The sequence below is a fragment of the Streptomyces sp. NPDC028910 genome (genome assembly GCF_055564955.1).
In genome coordinates this window covers 1-17,475 of sequence record NZ_JBVHVF010000043.1, presented here as the reverse complement: position 1 = coordinate 17,475, position 17,475 = coordinate 1, and the positions used below count along the sequence as shown (strand labels likewise).

At 70.5% G+C, this 17,475-nt stretch carries 15 protein-coding genes and 2 pseudogenes; 9 read left to right on the top strand and 8 right to left on the bottom strand.

All coding sequences use genetic code 11. From position 1 onward, the window contains the following. Positions 1–34: 34 nt before the first annotated feature. Together ACZ4TV_RS32460 and ACZ4TV_RS32455 are read right to left on the bottom strand one after the other, a co-directional pair. On the bottom strand, positions 35–394 hold the full coding sequence (locus ACZ4TV_RS32460) for an STAS domain-containing protein (RefSeq protein ID WP_468138808.1): 360 nt from the start codon (positions 392–394) through the stop codon (positions 35–37). Between the two features lie 249 nt (positions 395–643). Beyond that, complete coding sequence (locus ACZ4TV_RS32455) at positions 644–958, bottom strand: hypothetical protein (protein ID WP_468138807.1); 315 nt, start codon at positions 956–958, stop codon at positions 644–646. A 340-nt stretch (positions 959–1,298) separates the two neighbouring features. On the opposite strand from ACZ4TV_RS32455, the gene ACZ4TV_RS32450 reads away from it, so the two are divergent. After that, entirely contained in the window at positions 1,299–4,526 is a 3,228-nt protein-coding gene (locus ACZ4TV_RS32450) for a tetratricopeptide repeat protein (RefSeq protein WP_468138806.1), read from the top strand. A 46-nt stretch (positions 4,527–4,572) separates the two neighbouring features. Here ACZ4TV_RS32450 and ACZ4TV_RS32445 read toward each other — a convergent pair whose 3' ends face one another. After that, positions 4,573–5,172: a TIGR03086 family metal-binding protein gene (locus tag ACZ4TV_RS32445; RefSeq protein ID WP_468138805.1), complete on the bottom strand. Its 600-nt coding sequence runs from the start codon at positions 5,170–5,172 to the stop codon at positions 4,573–4,575. 368 nt (positions 5,173–5,540) lie between these two features. Here ACZ4TV_RS32445 and ACZ4TV_RS32440 point away from each other — a divergent pair, with 368 nt between their 5' ends. The 3 genes from ACZ4TV_RS32440 (at position 5,541) to ACZ4TV_RS32430 (ending at position 8,683) form a co-directional block, all read left to right on the top strand. Next, positions 5,541–6,854, top strand: a complete 1,314-nt coding sequence (locus ACZ4TV_RS32440; protein WP_468138804.1) for a phospholipase D-like domain-containing protein — start codon at positions 5,541–5,543, stop codon at positions 6,852–6,854. 250 nt (positions 6,855–7,104) lie between these two features. Beyond that, complete coding sequence (gene budA, locus ACZ4TV_RS32435; protein ID WP_468138803.1) at positions 7,105–7,887, top strand: acetolactate decarboxylase; 783 nt, start codon at positions 7,105–7,107, stop codon at positions 7,885–7,887. A gap of 217 nt (positions 7,888–8,104) precedes the next feature. Beyond that, complete coding sequence (locus ACZ4TV_RS32430; protein WP_468138801.1) at positions 8,105–8,683, top strand: hypothetical protein; 579 nt, start codon at positions 8,105–8,107, stop codon at positions 8,681–8,683. 128 nt (positions 8,684–8,811) lie between these two features. Here ACZ4TV_RS32430 and ACZ4TV_RS32425 read toward each other — a convergent pair whose 3' ends face one another. Both ACZ4TV_RS32425 and ACZ4TV_RS32420 read right to left on the bottom strand, forming a co-directional pair. Then, positions 8,812–9,894: a DUF5954 family protein gene (locus tag ACZ4TV_RS32425; protein ID WP_468138799.1), complete on the bottom strand. Its 1,083-nt coding sequence runs from the start codon at positions 9,892–9,894 to the stop codon at positions 8,812–8,814. A 212-nt stretch (positions 9,895–10,106) separates the two neighbouring features. After that, on the bottom strand, positions 10,107–10,649 hold the full coding sequence (locus ACZ4TV_RS32420; RefSeq protein ID WP_468138797.1) for a flavoprotein: 543 nt from the start codon (positions 10,647–10,649) through the stop codon (positions 10,107–10,109). Positions 10,650–10,707: 58 nt separating this feature from the next. On the opposite strand from ACZ4TV_RS32420, the gene ACZ4TV_RS32415 reads away from it, so the two are divergent. The 3 genes from ACZ4TV_RS32415 to ACZ4TV_RS32405 all read left to right on the top strand — a co-directional run bounded on the left by ACZ4TV_RS32415 (position 10,708) and on the right by ACZ4TV_RS32405 (position 13,262). Next, positions 10,708–11,118 (top strand): SgcJ/EcaC family oxidoreductase, encoded by a 411-nt coding sequence (locus ACZ4TV_RS32415; RefSeq protein ID WP_468138796.1) that lies wholly within the window; start codon positions 10,708–10,710, stop codon positions 11,116–11,118. A 187-nt stretch (positions 11,119–11,305) separates the two neighbouring features. Then, entirely contained in the window at positions 11,306–12,157 is an 852-nt protein-coding gene (locus tag ACZ4TV_RS32410; RefSeq protein ID WP_468138795.1) for an NAD(P)H-binding protein, read from the top strand. 94 nt (positions 12,158–12,251) lie between these two features. Continuing rightward, a complete protein-coding gene (locus tag ACZ4TV_RS32405; RefSeq protein WP_468138793.1) occupies positions 12,252–13,262 on the top strand; it encodes an AraC family transcriptional regulator in 1,011 nt (336 codons plus the stop codon). Between the two features lie 287 nt (positions 13,263–13,549). On the opposite strand, the pseudogene ACZ4TV_RS32400 reads toward ACZ4TV_RS32405, so the two are convergent. Together ACZ4TV_RS32400 and ACZ4TV_RS32395 are read right to left on the bottom strand one after the other, a co-directional pair. Then, positions 13,550–14,029 (bottom strand): annotated as a pseudogene (locus tag ACZ4TV_RS32400) (GNAT family N-acetyltransferase); the annotation flags it as partial. A gap of 197 nt (positions 14,030–14,226) precedes the next feature. Next, positions 14,227–14,727: an anthrone oxygenase family protein gene (locus tag ACZ4TV_RS32395; RefSeq protein WP_468138791.1), complete on the bottom strand. Its 501-nt coding sequence runs from the start codon at positions 14,725–14,727 to the stop codon at positions 14,227–14,229. 188 nt (positions 14,728–14,915) lie between these two features. On the opposite strand from ACZ4TV_RS32395, the gene ACZ4TV_RS32390 reads away from it, so the two are divergent. Next, complete coding sequence (locus tag ACZ4TV_RS32390; RefSeq protein ID WP_468138789.1) at positions 14,916–16,316, top strand: AMP-binding protein; 1,401 nt, start codon at positions 14,916–14,918, stop codon at positions 16,314–16,316. Positions 16,317–16,423: 107 nt separating this feature from the next. Here the strand turns inward: ACZ4TV_RS32390 and ACZ4TV_RS32385 are convergent, their stop codons facing one another. Next, positions 16,424–17,101, bottom strand: a complete 678-nt coding sequence (locus tag ACZ4TV_RS32385) for a formylglycine-generating enzyme family protein (RefSeq protein ID WP_468138788.1) — start codon at positions 17,099–17,101, stop codon at positions 16,424–16,426. Between the two features lie 229 nt (positions 17,102–17,330). On the opposite strand from ACZ4TV_RS32385, the pseudogene ACZ4TV_RS32380 reads away from it, so the two are divergent. Further along, positions 17,331–17,475: pseudogene (locus ACZ4TV_RS32380) on the top strand (TerD family protein); the annotation flags it as partial.

Here is a 17,475-nt window from a genome sequence, read left to right as displayed (position 1 = left end):
GCGAGCATCGGGGTGCAGGTCAGGAGTATGAACGTCATGACGTTGCCGCCGCCGTCCGTGAGTCAGCCTGGGCTTGCCGCTGTGTCGCTGCGGCGGCCGCGTGCAGGAGGCGCTTCACTGCCCGGGAGCAGTTCGCGAGCCTGAGGCGGCGCCCGTGCCGGGGCCACCAGCTCAGGAGGTCCAGGAAGCCGGAGTCGGCGAAGGTGACGAGGGACGCGTCCAGCACGAGGCCGGTGTAGCCGTCGTCCGCCGCCGAGGCCAGGAGCGCCCGCAGCGGGGCGGCGCTGAAGTGGTCGATCTCCCCGCTGAGGCGAACGACTAGAGTCGTGCCGAGGGTGGTGCAGGAGTGGACGACTATGACGCCGGGCGCGGTGTCCGCGCCCGAGTCGTGCACGGTCGGAGGGGGCAGGGCTGCTGCGAGAGCTGTGGGCAGTATCGGAGCGGTGCTTGAGGTACTCACATCCCCATCAACCCCTCTCGCCCCGCTCCGGGAAACGAGCCACGCGGCCCTTTCACCCCATGTGACCAGCGCCGATCCACGGCAGGAGGAAAGAATCCACCCGGATGAGGCAGTTAGGCGCCCGTCAGACGACCGGCGTTCACGCCCGCGGGCCCATCGCAGCCGCGTCGCAGCTCACGCCGGTCAGAGCTCCGTGACGGGCATGACTGACCAGTCCCACACGCCGTGGCTGTCGACGCTCGCGAACAGGACCAAGTCCTCTTCGCTGGCCGTGGCCTGAACTCGGGCCTGAGCGAGCTTGGCCAGGAAGGCCACATGGAAGGTGTCCGGCAGATCCGCCCCCTGCTCGGCGCGGCGAGCCAGCGTCACCGTATGCGCCGTCTCCAGCCGCGCCGCGGACACCTTCTCGTGGGACGCACTGAGATAGGTGATGGCATCGGCACGAACCAGCGTGCTCAAGTCAGTCACGCTCTGACTGAGCACCCAGATGTCCGCCATGAATTCCCTTCCGATGGACAGCGTTGACCATCCCGAAACGGGACGATGCGGTCGCGGCTCATCCTGCGGCTGAAATCTCCTTCCCGCGCCTCCACGCGGCCGTGTGGAGGCGCCGCTTCACCCGCCCAGCAGTGGCACCCCGACGACCCTCGCACAAGGGCCTCGAATCTCGAACGGATATCGAACGGCCGGGCGCACTTACCGATCGCCGTTCCCGGCGCGATCATTGACGCGCACTCTCCCGACGTTTCCGGCCGCGAGGAGTACGGGCGATGGCGACAGACGCGTGGCTCGGGGCGCTGCCGCGCCAGTACCCCGACGGGGACCACGGGCAGGTCTTATGAGTGCGGCCACGACCGGCGACGGCGGACCGTCCGGCTCCCGTCAGGTCGTGCGGGCCGAGGGCGGCTTCGCCTACGGGGTGATCGGCGCCGACATCCACGTCTTCGGAGACGGCACTCCGCTCTACGTACTCGAGAACTGGCAGCCTCCGCCCGCGACCGACCCGCAATGGCTGCGGGAACTGCCCAGCCGGATGCTCAACGCGCGCTTCGCGGTGGTCGACTTCACCGGCCGCGAGAGCGAGCTCGGCGAGCTGGACCAGTGGCGCGACCAGGGGCCGCGGCTCGCCGCCCGCTGGCTGCACGGACCCGGAGGGCAGGGCAAGACCCGCCTGGTCGCCGAGTTCGCCGCCCGGTCACAGGCGGACGGCTGGATGGTCGTGACCGCCACACACGGCCCCGGCACCGTGCTGCCCCCACCGGGCAGCCAGGACCTGCGCCCGCCAGCCGGCGCCCGTGGTCTGCTCCTGGTCGTCGACTACGCCGACCGCTGGCCCCTGACCCACGTGACCTGGCTGCTCAGCAACGCCCTCCTCCACCAGCCCGCCCTGCCCACGCGCGTCCTGCTGCTGGCGCGGACCCCGGACTCCTGGCCCGCGATCCGGGCCACGCTGGCCAACCACCAAGCGGGTACCTCCGCCCAGCTCCTGGAGCCCCTGCAGCAGCCGTCACCTGGGGGACGCGGGCCGCGGGAGCAGATGTTCGATGCCGCACGTGATGGTTTCGCCGCCCGCTACCGCCTCAGCACGACAGTCGCCGTGGTCCCGCCGGGCCCGCTGGACCACCCGGATTTCGGCCTCGTCCTGGCCGTCCACATCGCCGCCCTGGTCGCCGTCGACGCCCACGCCGCAGGCCGTAGGCCCCCGCCCGACATGGCGGGCCTGACCGCGTACCTCCTGGACCGGGAGCACCTGCACTGGGCCCGCCTGTACGGCGACGCCACCCATGAGCTCGACCCGGCCGAGCGGACCTACCGTACGCCGCCGCACGTGATGAACCGGACGGTGTTCAGCGCCGTGCTCACCGGCGCGCTGGAGCCCACGAGGGGTGCCGCGGTGGTTGAAACCCTGCGTTTCCAAGCACCCCCCGAGCGCATCCTGGCCGACCATCGCGTCTGTTATCCGCCGGCCGATCCCGACCGGCCCACGGTCCTCGAACCGCTGTACCCGGACCGCCTCGCCGAGGATTTCCTCGCACTGACGCTCCCGGGCCATCGGGCCGACTACCCCGCCCAGGACTGGGCCGCGCCCACGACGACCACGCTGCTGTCCAGGAAGGACGACACCCGGCCAGCTCCCACCTGGACGCCGCGGGCGATCACCTTCCTCGCCAGTGCTGCCCATCGCTGGCCGCACCTCGGCCCCCGCTACCTCTACCCGCTCCTACGCGACGACCCGGCACTGGCCATCGCCGCCGGCAGCGCCGCCCTCACGGCCCTCGCCGCTCTCGACGACATCGACGGCGCATTGCTGGAGGCCATCGAATCCCGTTGCCCCTTCCCGGAGCGCCACGTGGACCTCGACCCGGGCGTCGCCGCCCTCACCTCCCGACTCGCCGAGCACTGGTACTCCCTCAGCGACGACCCGGTGGTACACGCGAGCGTCTCCATGCGCCTCGGTCACCGCCTGTCCAATGCGGGGCTGTACACAGAAGCCGCGGACGAGATCCGGTACGCCGTGGCGATCTATCGACGGCTGACCGTGCGACACCCCACCACCCACGCGCGCGACCTCGCCGTCTCGCTGTACTTCCTCGGCGCCAGCCTGGGGATGGTGGGGAGCGGACAGCAGGCACTGGACGCGACCGAGGAGGTAGTGGCCATCCTGCGACGGCTGGTGGAGACGGAGACGGAGACGGATACGGATACGGACCTTCCCTATGGCCCGGCTCCGTCCAATCGGGACCTTCTCGGCTCCTCGCTGACCAACCTCGGCATCTTTCTGAACGGGATGGGGCGGCGGGCCGAGGGCCTCAAGGCCTCCGAGGAGGCCGCGGCCATCGAGCAGCGGCTCGGGGCGACCGGCCCCGACAGCGACGCGTCGCACGCGCAGCTCCTCCACAACCACGCCAACATGCTCCTGGACACCGGACGGACGGCCGATGCCCTGGCGGCGACCGAAGAGGCGGTGGCTGCCCGGCGCAGACTGGCCGCCGCGAACCCCTCCGCCCACTCGCATGATCTGGCGGACTCGGTGGCCAACCTGGGCAACTCCCTTGCGGCGATGGGACGCAGGGAGGAAGCCCGGGCCGCGTCCGAGGAGGCGGTGGCGCTGTACCGGCGCCTCGCGGAGGTGAACCCCACCGCGTACCGGCCAGGCCTCGCCAACGGCCTGAGCAACCTGGCCATAGACCTCGCCGCCCTGGGACGACTGGAGGAAGCAGCCCTGGTGGGAGAGGAAGCGGTGGCCCTACGGCGTCGGCTCGTGGCGGCGAACCGCGCCGCCCATGAGCCGGACCTTGCCACTTCGCTGTCCAACCTCGCCCTGTGGCGGCTGCGCACCGGGCGCGCGGCCGAGGCGGTGGAGGTCGCGGAGGAGGCCGTGTCCGTCCAACGGCGGCTGTGCGGGACGAATCCGGCCGCTTACGAACACAGGCTGACGGACGCGTTGATCAATCTCGGGATGAGCCTGACCGGACTGCGGCGGGGGGAGGAAGCGGTGAGGGCCATGGAGGAAGCCGTGGCCCGGACCCGCCGCCTCGCCGAGAGGGAGCCCGCCGCCTACGAGCCGAAGCACGGTCGCGCGCTGCACGACCTGGGTCTCCTCATGGTCATGCTGGGGCGGTGGGCGGAGGCGGAACACTACGCGCGGGAGGCCGTGGCCATCCTCCGTCCACTGACCGACGCGAATCCCACGGCGTACGAGTGGGGCCTGGCCAAGGCGCTCACGAGCCTCGCCATCTCCTTGGGTCGGCAGGGGCGATGGACGCAGGCCCTGGCCGCGGCGGAACAACCACGGGCACTCCACCGACGATCTCGCGAGGCGCCGCCGGCGGGCCACGAGGCACTCCTCTCCCACCTGCTCGCCGGCATCGCCTTCCACCATGCGAACGGTGGGAGATGGAACGAAGCGGTCGACGCGAGCGAGGAGTCGGCGGCGATGCTGCGCCGACTTGCCGCCACCGACCCCCGCACGTACGAGCCCGAACTGGCGCGGGTCCTGCACGACCTCGGCGTATACCGCGCCCAGCGAGGGGGCCAGGGCGGCGGCCCCGGCCGACCCGGTTGATCACCAGACTGATCAGCCGTTCAGGGGCGGCGGCCTTGAACGAGCCTCACGGGGACTTCGGGGGTGTCCAGTGCGGATCGCGCCCGCTCAGTCCGACTGCCCGGTCCAGCAGCGGGGCCTCGTCCGGTACGGGCACGACGGCTCCGAAGATGCCCTCGCGGCCCTCGTCCTCGACGGACGCCAGGAGGAACGCATGCGAGGCGCGCAGCGCGGCCGGATCGGGTGCGTACTCCTGGCCGGTGGCGCGGGCCAGGTCCCAGCCGTGGATCACCAGTTCGTCGACAGCCACCGCAGCCGCGATGTCGCCGGGCAGGTCCACGCCGCCTGCGCGGGTCATGCCGGCCCAGGCGGCGGGTTCCCTCCAGGCCTCGGCCAGTTCGCCCAGGACCCGGGGCAGTTCCTCGCGCCAGCCCGCGGGCAGCGAGGGCGCGGCTGCCTCGGGGGCCGTGTCCGTCGTGGAGCCCAGGTCCTTGCGGGCGGCGTCGCGGAAGGCGACGGCGAGACCTGCGAGGTGGCCCAGAAGATCGCCGACCGCGTACTCGGGGCAGGGCGTCGGGCCGGCGAGCCGGGCGTCCGGGACGCCCGCCGCGAGACGGGCCACGATCCGGGCTTGTGGTCCGAGGTCGAGAGTCGTCGTATCGGTCATCTGGCGCTCCTCCGGGGCGATGGGTCTGAAGGGTAGACCGGCGCAGGAGCCCGTACTCATCGCGACGCGGGCGGGTTGTTCACCCAGGCGGACCGGCTGGGACGGCGTCCGCTGCGCACCGTAGCGGGCGGCCTCGCGCGGGCCGTTCCGCAGCTGCGCCGCGGTTCCGGTCACCCGCGACCAGCGGGTGCCCGGACCCGTACCCGTACCCGTACCGGCACCGTCCGGTCAGGGCGACCTGTCCACCAGTGTCGACGATCCGCACGGCCGTCGTGAACGGCGAGTCGTGGGCCGCGTAAGATCACTTGCCCCCCCGCGCTTTGCACCCCACACCTTCGAAAAGCCTTCAGTCGAACGGACATGTCCCCATGCGCATGCGCGCCCTCGGCCGTATAGCGGCGGCCACCGCCCTGGCCGCCACCGCCTCACTGCTGACCACCAGCGGAGCGCACTCCGCCGACTACGTCGTCCGGAACCCCGGTTTCACGGCTTCCACCGTGGCGACCGCCACCTTCAACGACCCCAAGGCGGGCAAGCCGGACGAGATCAAGAACCAGTTGATCGACCTGATCGATCACGCGGAGCCGGGCACCTCGATCACCGGCTCCGTCTGGCAGTTCACGGACGGCGAGCTGGGTAACGCCTTCGTCGCCGCCCACAAGCGGGGCGTCAAGGTCAGGCTGATCCTCGACAGTTACGCGCTCCCGGACCGGACCAAGGACTGGCTGGACCCGGTGAACCTGACCCCGGCGACCTCGGTGAGCGAGTTCAAGAAACTGGCCGCCGAGCTCGGTGTGGACCGGTCCAAGGACTCCTTCGTCTACGTGTGCCCCCGCAACCGCGGCTGCGCCGGGGCGCGTCCGGCCGAGATCACCGGCAAGGCGGCGATCAACCACAACAAGTTCTTCCTGTTCGAGCGGGTCGGAGCCGTCCAGGACCTGGTCGTCCAGTCCTCTGCCAACCTCACCTCGGCCCAGCGCGAGAAGTACTACAACAACGCCGTCACCCTCCCGAGCCAGCCGCTCTACGCGGAGTACGAGAAGTACTTCAAGGACCTCCTCGCCCATTCCTCCGACGCCCTCGGCAAGCCGGACTACTACCAGGGGCCGAAGGCGGCGGGTGACTACACCGCCTACTTCACCCCGCGCCAGGAGACCGCGGGCACGACACCCACCACCGACCCGGCGACCGACCCGGTCCTGGAGCTCCTCACCCCGGTCAACTGCGCGGCCGCGAGCACCAAGATTCGCGTCGGCATGTACGCGTTCACCCGCCACCAGATCGCCGACCGCCTCGTCCAGCTTCGCAAGGAAGGCTGCCAGGTCTACGTCTTCCTGAACGACGAGCCCGACAACACCGGCTCCTCGGTCCGGGACAAGCTCATGAGCGGTGGCCTCAACGGGGTCGCCGCCTGCCGCAAGTACGTCCCCGAAGACCCGGCCCAGCTGCTGTACGGGCTCCACTCCAAGTACCTGCTCATCGAGGGCGCGTACGACGGAGGCCTGGACCGGACCCTCGTCTTCACCGGCAGCCAGAACTACACCTACCCGTCGCTGCGCGGCTACGACGAGACGCTCCTGAAGATCGACAACCGGGACGTCTACAACGCCTTCGAGCACAACTTCGACGACGTACTCAGCGGTCTGGGCACGAAGACCGGTATCTGCACTCCCAAGGTGTAGGCGCCTGCTCTGTCCCCGAGCCCGCCCCTGCCCCCGCCCTGAACCGGGAAGAAGCCCGACGGTGGTGGGGGCGCGAGGGGGGTGTCGTACGGCGGGCGCTGGTCCGGCGCACTGTCATGTGTCAACGCGCGACCGGATGCGCGCCGTTGTGACGGCCCTGTCGGTTCCTTAGCGTGCTGGACGCAAGTCCGGTGGGGGAGTGTGCAGTCGCCACCGGGACCGTCGTACACACGAGGACTCAGGGGGGCACATGCCGGGACCGGACTCGACTCCGCACGACGCGCCGGAGCAGCAGACGTGGCCCACTCGGCCCAGGGGGCGGATCTTCCAGACCTCGACCATGACGGCCATGCTGGAAGGTGTCTACGAAGGCACGACCACCATCGCCGAGCTCCGCCGCAACGGAGACTTCGGCATCGGAACCTTCGACCGGCTCGACGGCGAGATGATCGTCCTCGACGGCCGGTGCTATCGGTTACGCGCCGACGGGACCGCCGGTGAAGCCGACCTGGGCACGCGAACGCCCCTCGCGGCGGTCACCTACTTCCACGGCGAGTACGACTGGCGGATCACGCAGCCGGTGGACGCCGCAGGGCTGCGCGGGATGATCGACGACTGGCTCCCGAGCCCCAACCTGTTCTACGCGGTCCGCGTAGACGCACACTTCGACCACATGGTCACTCGGATGCTCCCCGAGCAGCACCGCCCCTTCCCCCGGCTGATCGACGCGGTGGCGGGGCAGATCATCTCCACCCACACCAACCTCCAGGGGACGATCGTCGGTTTCCGCAGCCCCACCCACCTGCTCGGGGTGGCCGCGGCTGGATACCACTTGCACTTCCTCTCCCACTGCCGCACGCGCGGGGGGCACGCCTACGACTTCGTACTCCGCTCCGGGCGGGTGCGCGTCGACGTGGGGTACGAACTGTTCCTGCGTATGCCGCGCACACAGGACTTCCGCAGCGCTCAGCTCGGCCGGGGTGACGTCGCGGGTGAGATCGAGGCGGTACTCCAGGGCGGCCCGAGGCCGTAACCCGCGGTGCGCAGGGTGCCGTCGCCGCAGGCCGCCCTGGCGGACGGGACCCCTCCCGTACCCACTGGTAATTCCAGCCAAATCTTCCCAAGCCCCTGACAGGCTCCTGACAGTTCAGGGCGGCTGTGGGACCCTCCCGGCACGCACTCCGCACTCTCTGAGAGGCCCAGCGCCTCGCCCACCCCCCCCACCAGTACGTGGCCTGGAGGAGCGAACCATGAGGCACATCACGCCCATCACGCAGAGCACTCACACCGTGCACGGCACCACCCGCAGGACCAGCGGTACCCGCATCTCACACATCGCTGGAATCGCCGCGCTGGTCGTCGCGGCGGCCTTCACCGGTACCGGCACCGCCCTCGCGCACGGTCCCGGCGCCTCGACCGCCGAGCAGAAGGCCGACGGCGTGATCGTGGTCGCCGGCAACAGCTGCAGCTGGACCAATGCGAGCACCAGCGCCGCTGCCCCGGACGCCCTCACCATCGACCGCGCGACGATCAACGCCCCGGGAGGCAATCTGGCCTGTGGCGGCGGCATCGCCGCCACCCTCAACAACAACCCCGCCTTCACCTTCGACGACGCCGCCGGCACGGCGCGGACCGATCTGATCGACATCACCGGCAAGCAGAGCTTCATCTCCTGCCGCTACAAGGCCACGAACATCGTGTGGGACCGGGACGCGGCGAGCCGCAAGTACATCAACCGTGCCTTCACCGCCGCCAAGACCTCGGGCAGCTTCCTGTGTCCGGGCTCGGTCACCACCCCGGCCGGGGACGCCTCCGTGCTGTTCCGCTGAGCCGCCCGCGGTCTTGGCAGGCGATGCCGGCAGCGGCTCACGTACCGTTTCGCAGTTGGGCCCCGTCGCACCGTGCTACGGGGCCCACCCGTCGTTCCGGCCACTCGCGAACGCGTACGTGTCGGGGGTCAGGTGTGGGGCTGGATATGGCCGTTTTCGTCGAGTGGGAGGTGGATTTGGGTCGGGTCTTGGGTGTTGGTGTCGGAGGGGCGGGGGCTTTCGGGTCCGTCGGGGCCCCAACGCAGGAGGCGGCGGGTGCGGGCGATGTGGTAGGTGGTGTGTTGGAACTCGAGCTGGTTGACGCGTCCGGTGCGTAGTGTGCTGGCGGCTTCGGCGTATGCGGCGAGTTGCGTGGCGTGCGGGCCGGCCGCGGACGCGTCTGGTGTGCATGTGCGGGCGTCGGTGTGGGGGTCCGCGTTGTGGGGGATGTGGCCGTGCATGCGGGGCCACATCCATGTGAGGGCGAAGTCGAGTGACTTGCGGGCGGCGTGGGGGCTGGCGTGGGGGCCGCTGATGGGTGTCCAGCCGTTCGGGGCGCGTTCCATGACGGTGAATGTGGCGGGGAGGAGAAGGACGTCGGGGTGGGTGCGCAGTGCACGGCGTGCGTCGGCGCGTACGTCGTGGGGGAAGCGTTCACCGGTGTAGTGCAGGCCGCGTAGTGCGAGTTGCTCAAGGGCCTGGGTGGGGGTGAGGGGCGCTTCGGGGTCCAGGATGAGGCCGTCGTCGATTTCCGGTTCTTTGGTTGCGCGGTCCCAGTCGGGGACGGGGGGTTCGGGATCGGTCGGGCGGGGTGGTTCGATACCGTTCGGGCCGCAGCCCGCGTATTCCTCGGCGCGTACGATCCGGTACCGGGTCCCGGCTACGTCGAGTTCGTCGACCCGTTCGTTCTCCAGCCGGGTGACCGCTGCCAAGAGCGCGCGCCGCTCCGCCCTGTCGTGGGCGTCGTCTTTGGCTCGGAACCAGAGTGTTGAGTTCAGCGCGTCGCGTGCCTGTTGCGGGCAGCTGTCGGTCACCGCTCCCACCACGCGCCACCGTGGCCCGTCTCCGGCGCTTTGCGCGGCCACCCCGAACAAGGGACCGCGTACCACTACGTCGCCCGCGCGGGTCACGGCGTCGACCGCGTCGGCTTCCATCGCGGCTTCGACCGGTTCTACCGGTACCCGCACCACCATCGGCCGCGTTCCGCCCGGCCCCATATCCCCACGGTCCATGCCCCCATCCTGCCGACCGGGGTACGGCCGCGTCCCGGATTCACCGATTCCCCCACGCACGGGTCATCTTGCTGACATCCCGGCCGTAGGCACGGTGCAAGGTGGGATGGCGGTGGGGTGGATGCGGTGGAATAGCTCACCCACGGCCTCGCCGTGGGCGCCGCTGCTGCTGTTTGTGGTTGTTGGGTCCGGGCTGCTGGGTTGGGTGGTGGTCAGGTGCGGGTGGTGTGGTCGATGGCGTCGAGGGCGGTGGGCCAGGGGTAGTGGGGTCGGGTGTCGGGGCCCGCTGGGTGCGGTGTGAAGCCGGTGTCGCCGTAGAGGACTTCCACTCCGGCGGTGCGCAGGGTGGTCAGGGAGGTTTCGAATTGGGGGTGGGCGGCGAGGGCGGTGTTGGTGCAGGGCATGGCGACGATCGGGGTGCCCTTGCCCATGGCTTCGGCGGCGATGCCGATGGCGAAGTGGTGGGTGAGGCCCAGGGCCCAGGCGTTGATGGTGTTGAAGGTGGCGGGGGCGAAGAGGATGGCGTCGGCGGGCGGCCATACGTCGGGTTGTCCGGGGAGCTTGTACTGCCAGCGCACGGGGTGGCCGGTCAGGGCGGCCAGTCCGTCCAGGCTTCCGGTCAGCCAGTGGGCGGCGGTGGGGGTCAGGCCCAGGCATACGTCCCAGCCGCGGGCTTGGGCGTCTTCGATGACGTGGGCGACGTCGAAGACGGGTGGGGCGGCGGAGCAGAGCAGGTAGAGAGTCCTCGTGGTCATGCCGCAATATGATCATATCGCTTGACCTCGACCGTGCTTGAGGGAGCAGGATCGGTCCATGAACATCGAGCAGGCGGCCGAAGCCGCATCCGTCGAGGCGATCGCGCAGGTCGTCGCCACTGTTGAACGTACCCAGCGGGACAGGGACGCCGAGGGGTTCCTGGCTTTGTTCCATCCGGATGCGCTGTGGACGACCGGACACGGGAAGGTCCTCATCGGGCGGGATGCGATAGCGGAGTTCACACGGGCTGTGCTGCCGGCGGCGCAGTGGGAGGGGGAGGTTTCGTATGAGGTGGTGCACATACAGTTCCTGCGGCCGGACGTGGCGGCGGTGAAGGTACGGCAGGTCTATCGCGCGGCTGAGGGCAGTAGCGAGGGTGCGCCGCTGTATGTGATGACGCGGGAGCCGGACGGACGCTGGCTGCTGACGGCCTGCCAGAACACCCCGGTGGTGGTGGACCCGGCGTAGCCCGGCTGGGGGGCGGGTGCGCGGCCAACCGCCCGCGCGTCCGCCCGCGCCTCGTCGCCGCCGAATTCCATGGCCATGCCATGTCGGTCGGCAGGTGGGGTGGTGACGGTTTGGGTTTGGACGTGCGCGTATGCGGGTGAGCTTTTCAGCTATGTTGCGTCTCGTGTGGCGGGGCTTGACTGTACTCATGACGCGGACGACGAAGAACCACACGCAGGGCACCGGTCAGGCCATCGCTCTTGTCATCGGGGGCACGGGGAAGACCGGTCGTAAGGTCGCCGAGAAGCTGGCTGCTCAGGGCCGCCCGGTCAGGATCGGCTCCCGTCACGGTGAACCGGCCTTCGACTGGAACGAGCCTGCGACCTGGCTTCCGGCGCTCGAGGGTGTGGACCGGGTGTACGTGACGTATTACCCGGATCTCGCTTTTCCGGGTGCTGCCGAGCAGGTGGGGGCGTTCGCGGAGGTGGCGGTGGCGGCTGGCGCGCGTCGCTTGGTGTTGCTGTCGGGGCGTGGGGAGGAGGCCGCGCGGCGTAGTGAGGACAATCTGACGGCCTCGGGCGCGGATTGGACGGTGGTGCGGGCGAGCTGGTTCAACCAGAACTTCGATGAGAGTTTCTTCCTGGAGCCGGTATTGGCCGGTGAGATCGCTTTGCCGACCGGGGACGCGGTGGAGGCGTTCGTCGACACCGAAGACATCGCCGACGTGGTGGTGGCCGCGCTGAGCGATGACCGGCACATCGGCAGGACGTACGAGTTGTCCGGGCCGCGCCTGCTGAGTTTTGCCGAGGTCGCCGCCGAGCTGTCGAAGGCCACGGGCCGTGAGATCGCCTACGTTCCGGTATCGGATGCGGACTACCGCGCGGTGTTGCGTGAGAACGGGCTGCCGGAGGACTTCGCCGAGCTGTTCACGTTGATCCTGGACGGGCGCAACGCGCACCTGGTCCACGGGGTGGAGGACGTACTGGGGCGGCGGCCCAGGGACTTCGCCGACTTCGCCCGTGAGGCGGCGGCCACCGGCGTGTGGGACGTCCGCTCCTGATGCCGCCCCGCCGCCTGATCCGGCCCGCCGTCTGATCCGGCCCGCCGTCTGATCCGGCCCGCCGTCTGACCCGGGGGCAGGGGAGGATGTGGGCATGGACACGTTGACCGGTCTCCTTGAAGGGCCCAAGGCCCGGGGTGCTTTCCTCTTGAAGTCCGTTTTCAATCCACCGTGGTCCTTGCGGATCGAGGATCGTGCCCCGTTGTCGGTGGTGACGATGGTGCACGGCTCGGCGTGGCTGCTGCCCGACAGCGAGAGTGGGGGCGAGCGCGCCGAGCCGGTGCGGATCAGCCCCGGGGACGTGGCCGTGGTGCGCGGGCCCGCCCCGTACACGGTCGCCGACGCTCTGGATACGCCGGTGCAGATCACGGTGGGCCCCGATCAGCGGTGCAGTACGCCGGAGGGCGAGGACGTCTCGCAGTCCATGGCGTTGGGTGTGCGGACCTGGGGCGCGGCCCGGCAGGACGCCGCCTCGGCGGTGATGCTCAGCGGCACCTATCAGGCGCCCGGTGAGATCGGCCGCCGGCTGCTGGGTGCGCTGCCCACGATCCTGGTGCGGCCGGCCGGCGCCGCGGACTCCACACTGATCACGTTGCTGGCCTCGGAGATCTCCCGTCAGGAACCGGGCCAGGAGGTGGTCCTGGACCGCTTGTTGGACCTGCTGCTCATCGGGGTGTTGCGGGCGTGGCTGGCGGCCGCCGGCTCCAGTGCCCCGGCCTGGTACCGGGCCGGGAGCGATCCGGTGGTGGGGCCGGCGCTGCGGCTGCTGCACGAGAGTCCGGCGTACGGCTGGACGGTGGAGGAACTGGCTCAGAAGGTGGGGGTCTCGCGGGCGTCGCTGGCCCGCCGTTTCACAGAGGTCGTCTGCGAGCCGCCAGTGGGCTATCTGACGGGCTGGCGCCTGGCTTTGGCGGCCGATCTGCTGCGCGAGCCGGACGCCACGGTCGCCACGGTGGCCCGCCGGGTCGGCTACAGCAGTGCCTTCGCCCTGTCCACGGCCTTCAAGCGGGTCCGCGGGGTCAGCCCCCAGGCGTTCCGCTCGGGCGTCAGAGCGCCCGATGAGACGGTGGCGGCGGGGCCGGGGGGCACGGTCGTCCTCACCTAGTGCGGTGACCGAAAATGCTTCACCGGCCGCAGCCGCAGCCGCAGCGGCTGCCGCAGCCGTATCGCGGCCGCGCTGCGCGGCACCGTACCCGGCTGTGTTGCGGGCCGCGCGGGGGAGGGCAGGTGACATGCCGCGGTCCCGCGCGCCGCGCGCTGTGCGGCGCGCCGCACCGGGGGCCAGAGGCCGGGGGGGCCGGGGGCCCACCGGCGGACCTTTGCGGTCACATTCCAGCCGGAGGTGGGGGGCACGGCCGGGTGGGTCCCCGGGTGGGCTATGTGGGGTGCGTCCAGGGGCAGTACGCCGACGCGCTGGTCGCCGCTGAGTTCGCCCGTGGGACGGAAACCCAGCCCCAGGTAGAACGGCTCGGGGCTGTTCTGGCCGGTGTGCCAGCTGACGTACGCCAGGCGGGTGCCGCGGCGGCGGATCTCCTCGACGACCGTGTGGACGGCGAAGCGGCCGTAGCCCTTGCCCTGGTGGTCGGCGTGGATGTTCAGGCGCCAGATGCCGCTGCGCCGGTCGGCGGGATCGGTGGCCGGGTCCCAGGCGATGTCGAGGAAGGCCATGACGAAGCCGACGACCTCCTGGCCGTCGACGATCGCCCGCGGCCAGGCGGCCGCGGCGTGGACGTACGCCTCGGCCAGCGACTTGACCACCGGGGAAACCAGGTGCGCCTGATCGGGGCGCACCTGGATCGCGCACACCGCGTCGAAGTTCTCGCCTGTGACGGGTTCCAGGCGCAGCAGGGGGCGGGGCGGTGAGGTGTTCATGGCGGCCATGGATCTGAGCCTAACGCCGGCCGCCCGATGCCTCCTTGCGCGTCGGCCGGGCCCCCGGCCGTCCGCTGCGGTTCGCGCCCCAGGCACACCGCCGTCGCGGACATCATCACGGACGCCCCCGCTGGCGGCATCCGGCCCGGCCTCCGCCCTGGTCAACGTCTCCATGGTCCTGGTGAGTCGGCGATGGGCTACTGGCCGTGGAGGGTCAGTACCCAGGCGTGGAGGCCGAGGGCCGTCGTGCACAGGACCGCTCGCCAGGTGTTGGCGCGGACCCAGGGTCCCTCGAAGGCGCGGCGGACCGTGCCAGTGTCGGTGTCTGCGATGTGTTCGGCGGGGCCGGCTTGTTCCAGGGCGTTGTTCAGGGGGATGTTCACCCGGGCGGTGACCGTCATGGCCAGGAGGTAGGCGATCAGTGCGCCGATCAGGGGGATCAGTGCTTCCCGGCTGCCGGGGCCGGTGGCGTGCAGTGCGACCGCGGCCGCGGTGAACACCAACGCTCCGAGGTAGCCGAGCAGGAACCAGCCGTTGAGGATGGCGACGTTGATGCGCTGCATCGTCTCGATGACGGTCCGGTCGGCGCTGCGTGCCAGGCCAGGCATCACCGACACGGCGAATGCGTAGAACAGGCCGCTCATCAGGCCCGTGGTGATCGTCGCGGCGATCAGTGTCGTGAACCGTGCCGTTTCCACGTGGGGCTCCCCGGATCGTGAACTGGGCGGGACTTGGGCGAGGGCTGGGCGAGGGCTGGATGGGATTCTGGGTTGGGTCTTGGTGTTGAACGGATCGGGTCCCGGCCGATCATAAACGCGCGGCGGCCGGTGTCACGCCCGTAGGCTGGTGTGTGCCATCTACGCCACCGCCGATCGGAGCCGCTGACATGTTGACCGCACTCACCGGTGTCTACGGGGACCGTGCGGACGCCGTCACCGTGGCCGGCCGTACCGCTTCCTACGAGGAACTGCTCGGGGCGGCCGGTGCGGTGGCCGCTGACCTCGCCGGTGCAGGGGTCCCGGCCTTCGCGGTGAACGCGACGGCTTCCCTGGAGACGGTGGCCGCGGTGGTGGGCGGATTGCTGGCGGGGGTGCCCTGCGTACCGCTGCCGCCCGATGCCGGCCCGGCCGAGCGGGAGCACATCCTGCGCGACTGCGGGGCCCGCCTCATCGAGGTGGACTTCGCCCGCCGCTCGGCCACCGCACCAGCCGCCGTGCCCGCGACGGTGCAGGCCACCGCGCTCGCAGCGGGGTCCGGGTCCCGGTCCGGGGACGCGGCGCTGATCCTCTACACCTCGGGGACCACGGGCGCGCCCAAGGGCGTGGTCCTGGGCAGGGCCGCCATCACCGCGGACCTGGACGCGCTCGCCGAGGCCTGGCAGTGGACGGCCGAGGACACCTTGGTTCATGGGTTGCCGTTGTTCCATGTGCATGGGTTGGTGTTGGGTGTGCTTGGTGCGCTGCGTACGGGAAGTCGTCTGGTGCATACCGGCCGGCCTACTCCCGAGGCGTACGCGGGGGCTGGTGGGAGCTTGTATTTCGGGGTGCCCACCGTGTGGTCTCGTATCGCGGCCGCGCCGGGGGCTGCCGCCGCGTTGTCCACGGCGCGGTTGCTGGTGTCGGGCAGTGCCGCCCTCCCCACGCCGGTCTTCCGTGATCTGGAGGGCCTGACCGGGCACCGCGTTGTCGAGCGGTACGGGATGACGGAGACGCTGATCACGGTCAGTGGCCGGGCGGGTGGTGAGGTCCGGCCCGGCACGGTCGGTACCCCGCTGGCGGGGGTCACGACCCGCGTCGCCGCGGAGCCGGGCGCTGAGATCGGTGAACTCCAGCTCACCGGTCCCACGTTGTTCTCCGGCTACCTGGGCCGGCCCGAGGCCACCGCCGCCGCGTACACGCCGGACGGCTGGTTCAGGACGGGCGACATCGCGGCTGTCGACGAGAGGGACGGGGTGCACCGGATCGTGGGCCGTGCCTCCACCGACTTGATCAAGTCTGGTGGGTACCGGATCGGTGCGGGGGAGGTCGAGAACGCGCTTCTGGATCACCCGCGTGTGCGTGAGGCGGCGGTGGTGGGCGTGCCCGACGCGGATCTGGGTCAGCGGATCGTCGCGTTCGTCGTCGCCGAGGGCGTCACGGGCGCGGAGCTCACGGATTTCGTCGCCGCGCACCTGTCGGTACACAAGCGTCCGCGTGAGGTCCGCTTCGTCACGGCGGTGCCGCGCAACGCGATGGGCAAGCCGCAGAAGGGACTGCTGCTGAGCGATACCGGTCAGCAAGACACCTGACGCCGCCACACCGGCCCGGTCACCACCCCGGCCCCGTCGTGGTTGTGGTTGGGGTTTGTGTTTCATGGGGTGTGGGTGCGTGCGATGCGTATGCCGATGTCGTCGAGTCATAGTGTGGGGTGGCTGCGGCGGCGTACCGAGGCGCGGCAGCTCCAATGTTCGTCGTACCAGCCGCCGCCTCGTAGTACCCGGTAGGAGCCGTACACTTCGGGGTCGTAGAGGTCCCAGCACCATTCCCAGATATTGCCGAGCATGTCGTGTAGGCCCCATGGGTTGGGTTGTTTGCCTCCGACCTGGTGTGGCTGTTCGTGGGAGTTGCCGCGGTGCCAGGCGATGTCGTCGAGGGGTCCGTAGCGTGGGCCGTCGGTACCGCCGCGACAGGCGTACTCCCACTCGGCCTCAGTGGGCAGCCGGTAGCCGGGCGCCGAGCGATCCCACTCGACGTCCCCGTACTCGTCCCCGTACGCGGTGGCCCGGGATTCGGCGTCCTCGTATGCGGCGTTCCCGTGTTCGAGGTTCCCGTTCTTGTCGGTCAGCCGGTAGGCGGGTGTCAGCCCTTCGGCTCGCGAGAGGGCGTTGCATAGGCGGACCGCGTCCCACCACGAGAGGCTCTCCATGGGCAGTCCACCGTCCCGCGTGGTGTCCGGCGGTATACCGGTCACTTGCGCGTAGAGGGCCCGGGTGACGGGGACCGCCGCGAGCAGGTACGAGGCGACCTCGACCGTCCAACTGCGCTCGGTGCGACGGTCCGACAGCCTCACCCGCCCCGCCGGGATCGCGATCATCCCACCCCCCCACGCCTCCACCCACGCCCACGACCGCCCCCGTGTCCACGCCTGCCTCTGTGCCCGTGCCTGTGTCCAGGCCTGCGCCCGCGTCCACGCACGCGTCCACGTCCACGCCCGTGTCCGCTCCTGTGTCCACGCCCACGCCTACGCCCGCCCCCGCGTCCCTGTCCGTGTCCGTGCCTACGCCTGTGTCTGTGTGCACTGCGCCGCTCCCCTTCTTTTATGTGAGACCGCGTTGGTCTTGGGGGAGTTCTATCGGCGGGGTGGGGCCTGGAGGTTCCGGGCGGTGGGTCAGGGATACGTCCGGGGTCTGGCTGGGCTCGCGACCGACTTCGGCATCACCGTCGACGAGCCCGCGCCTACTCCTCCAC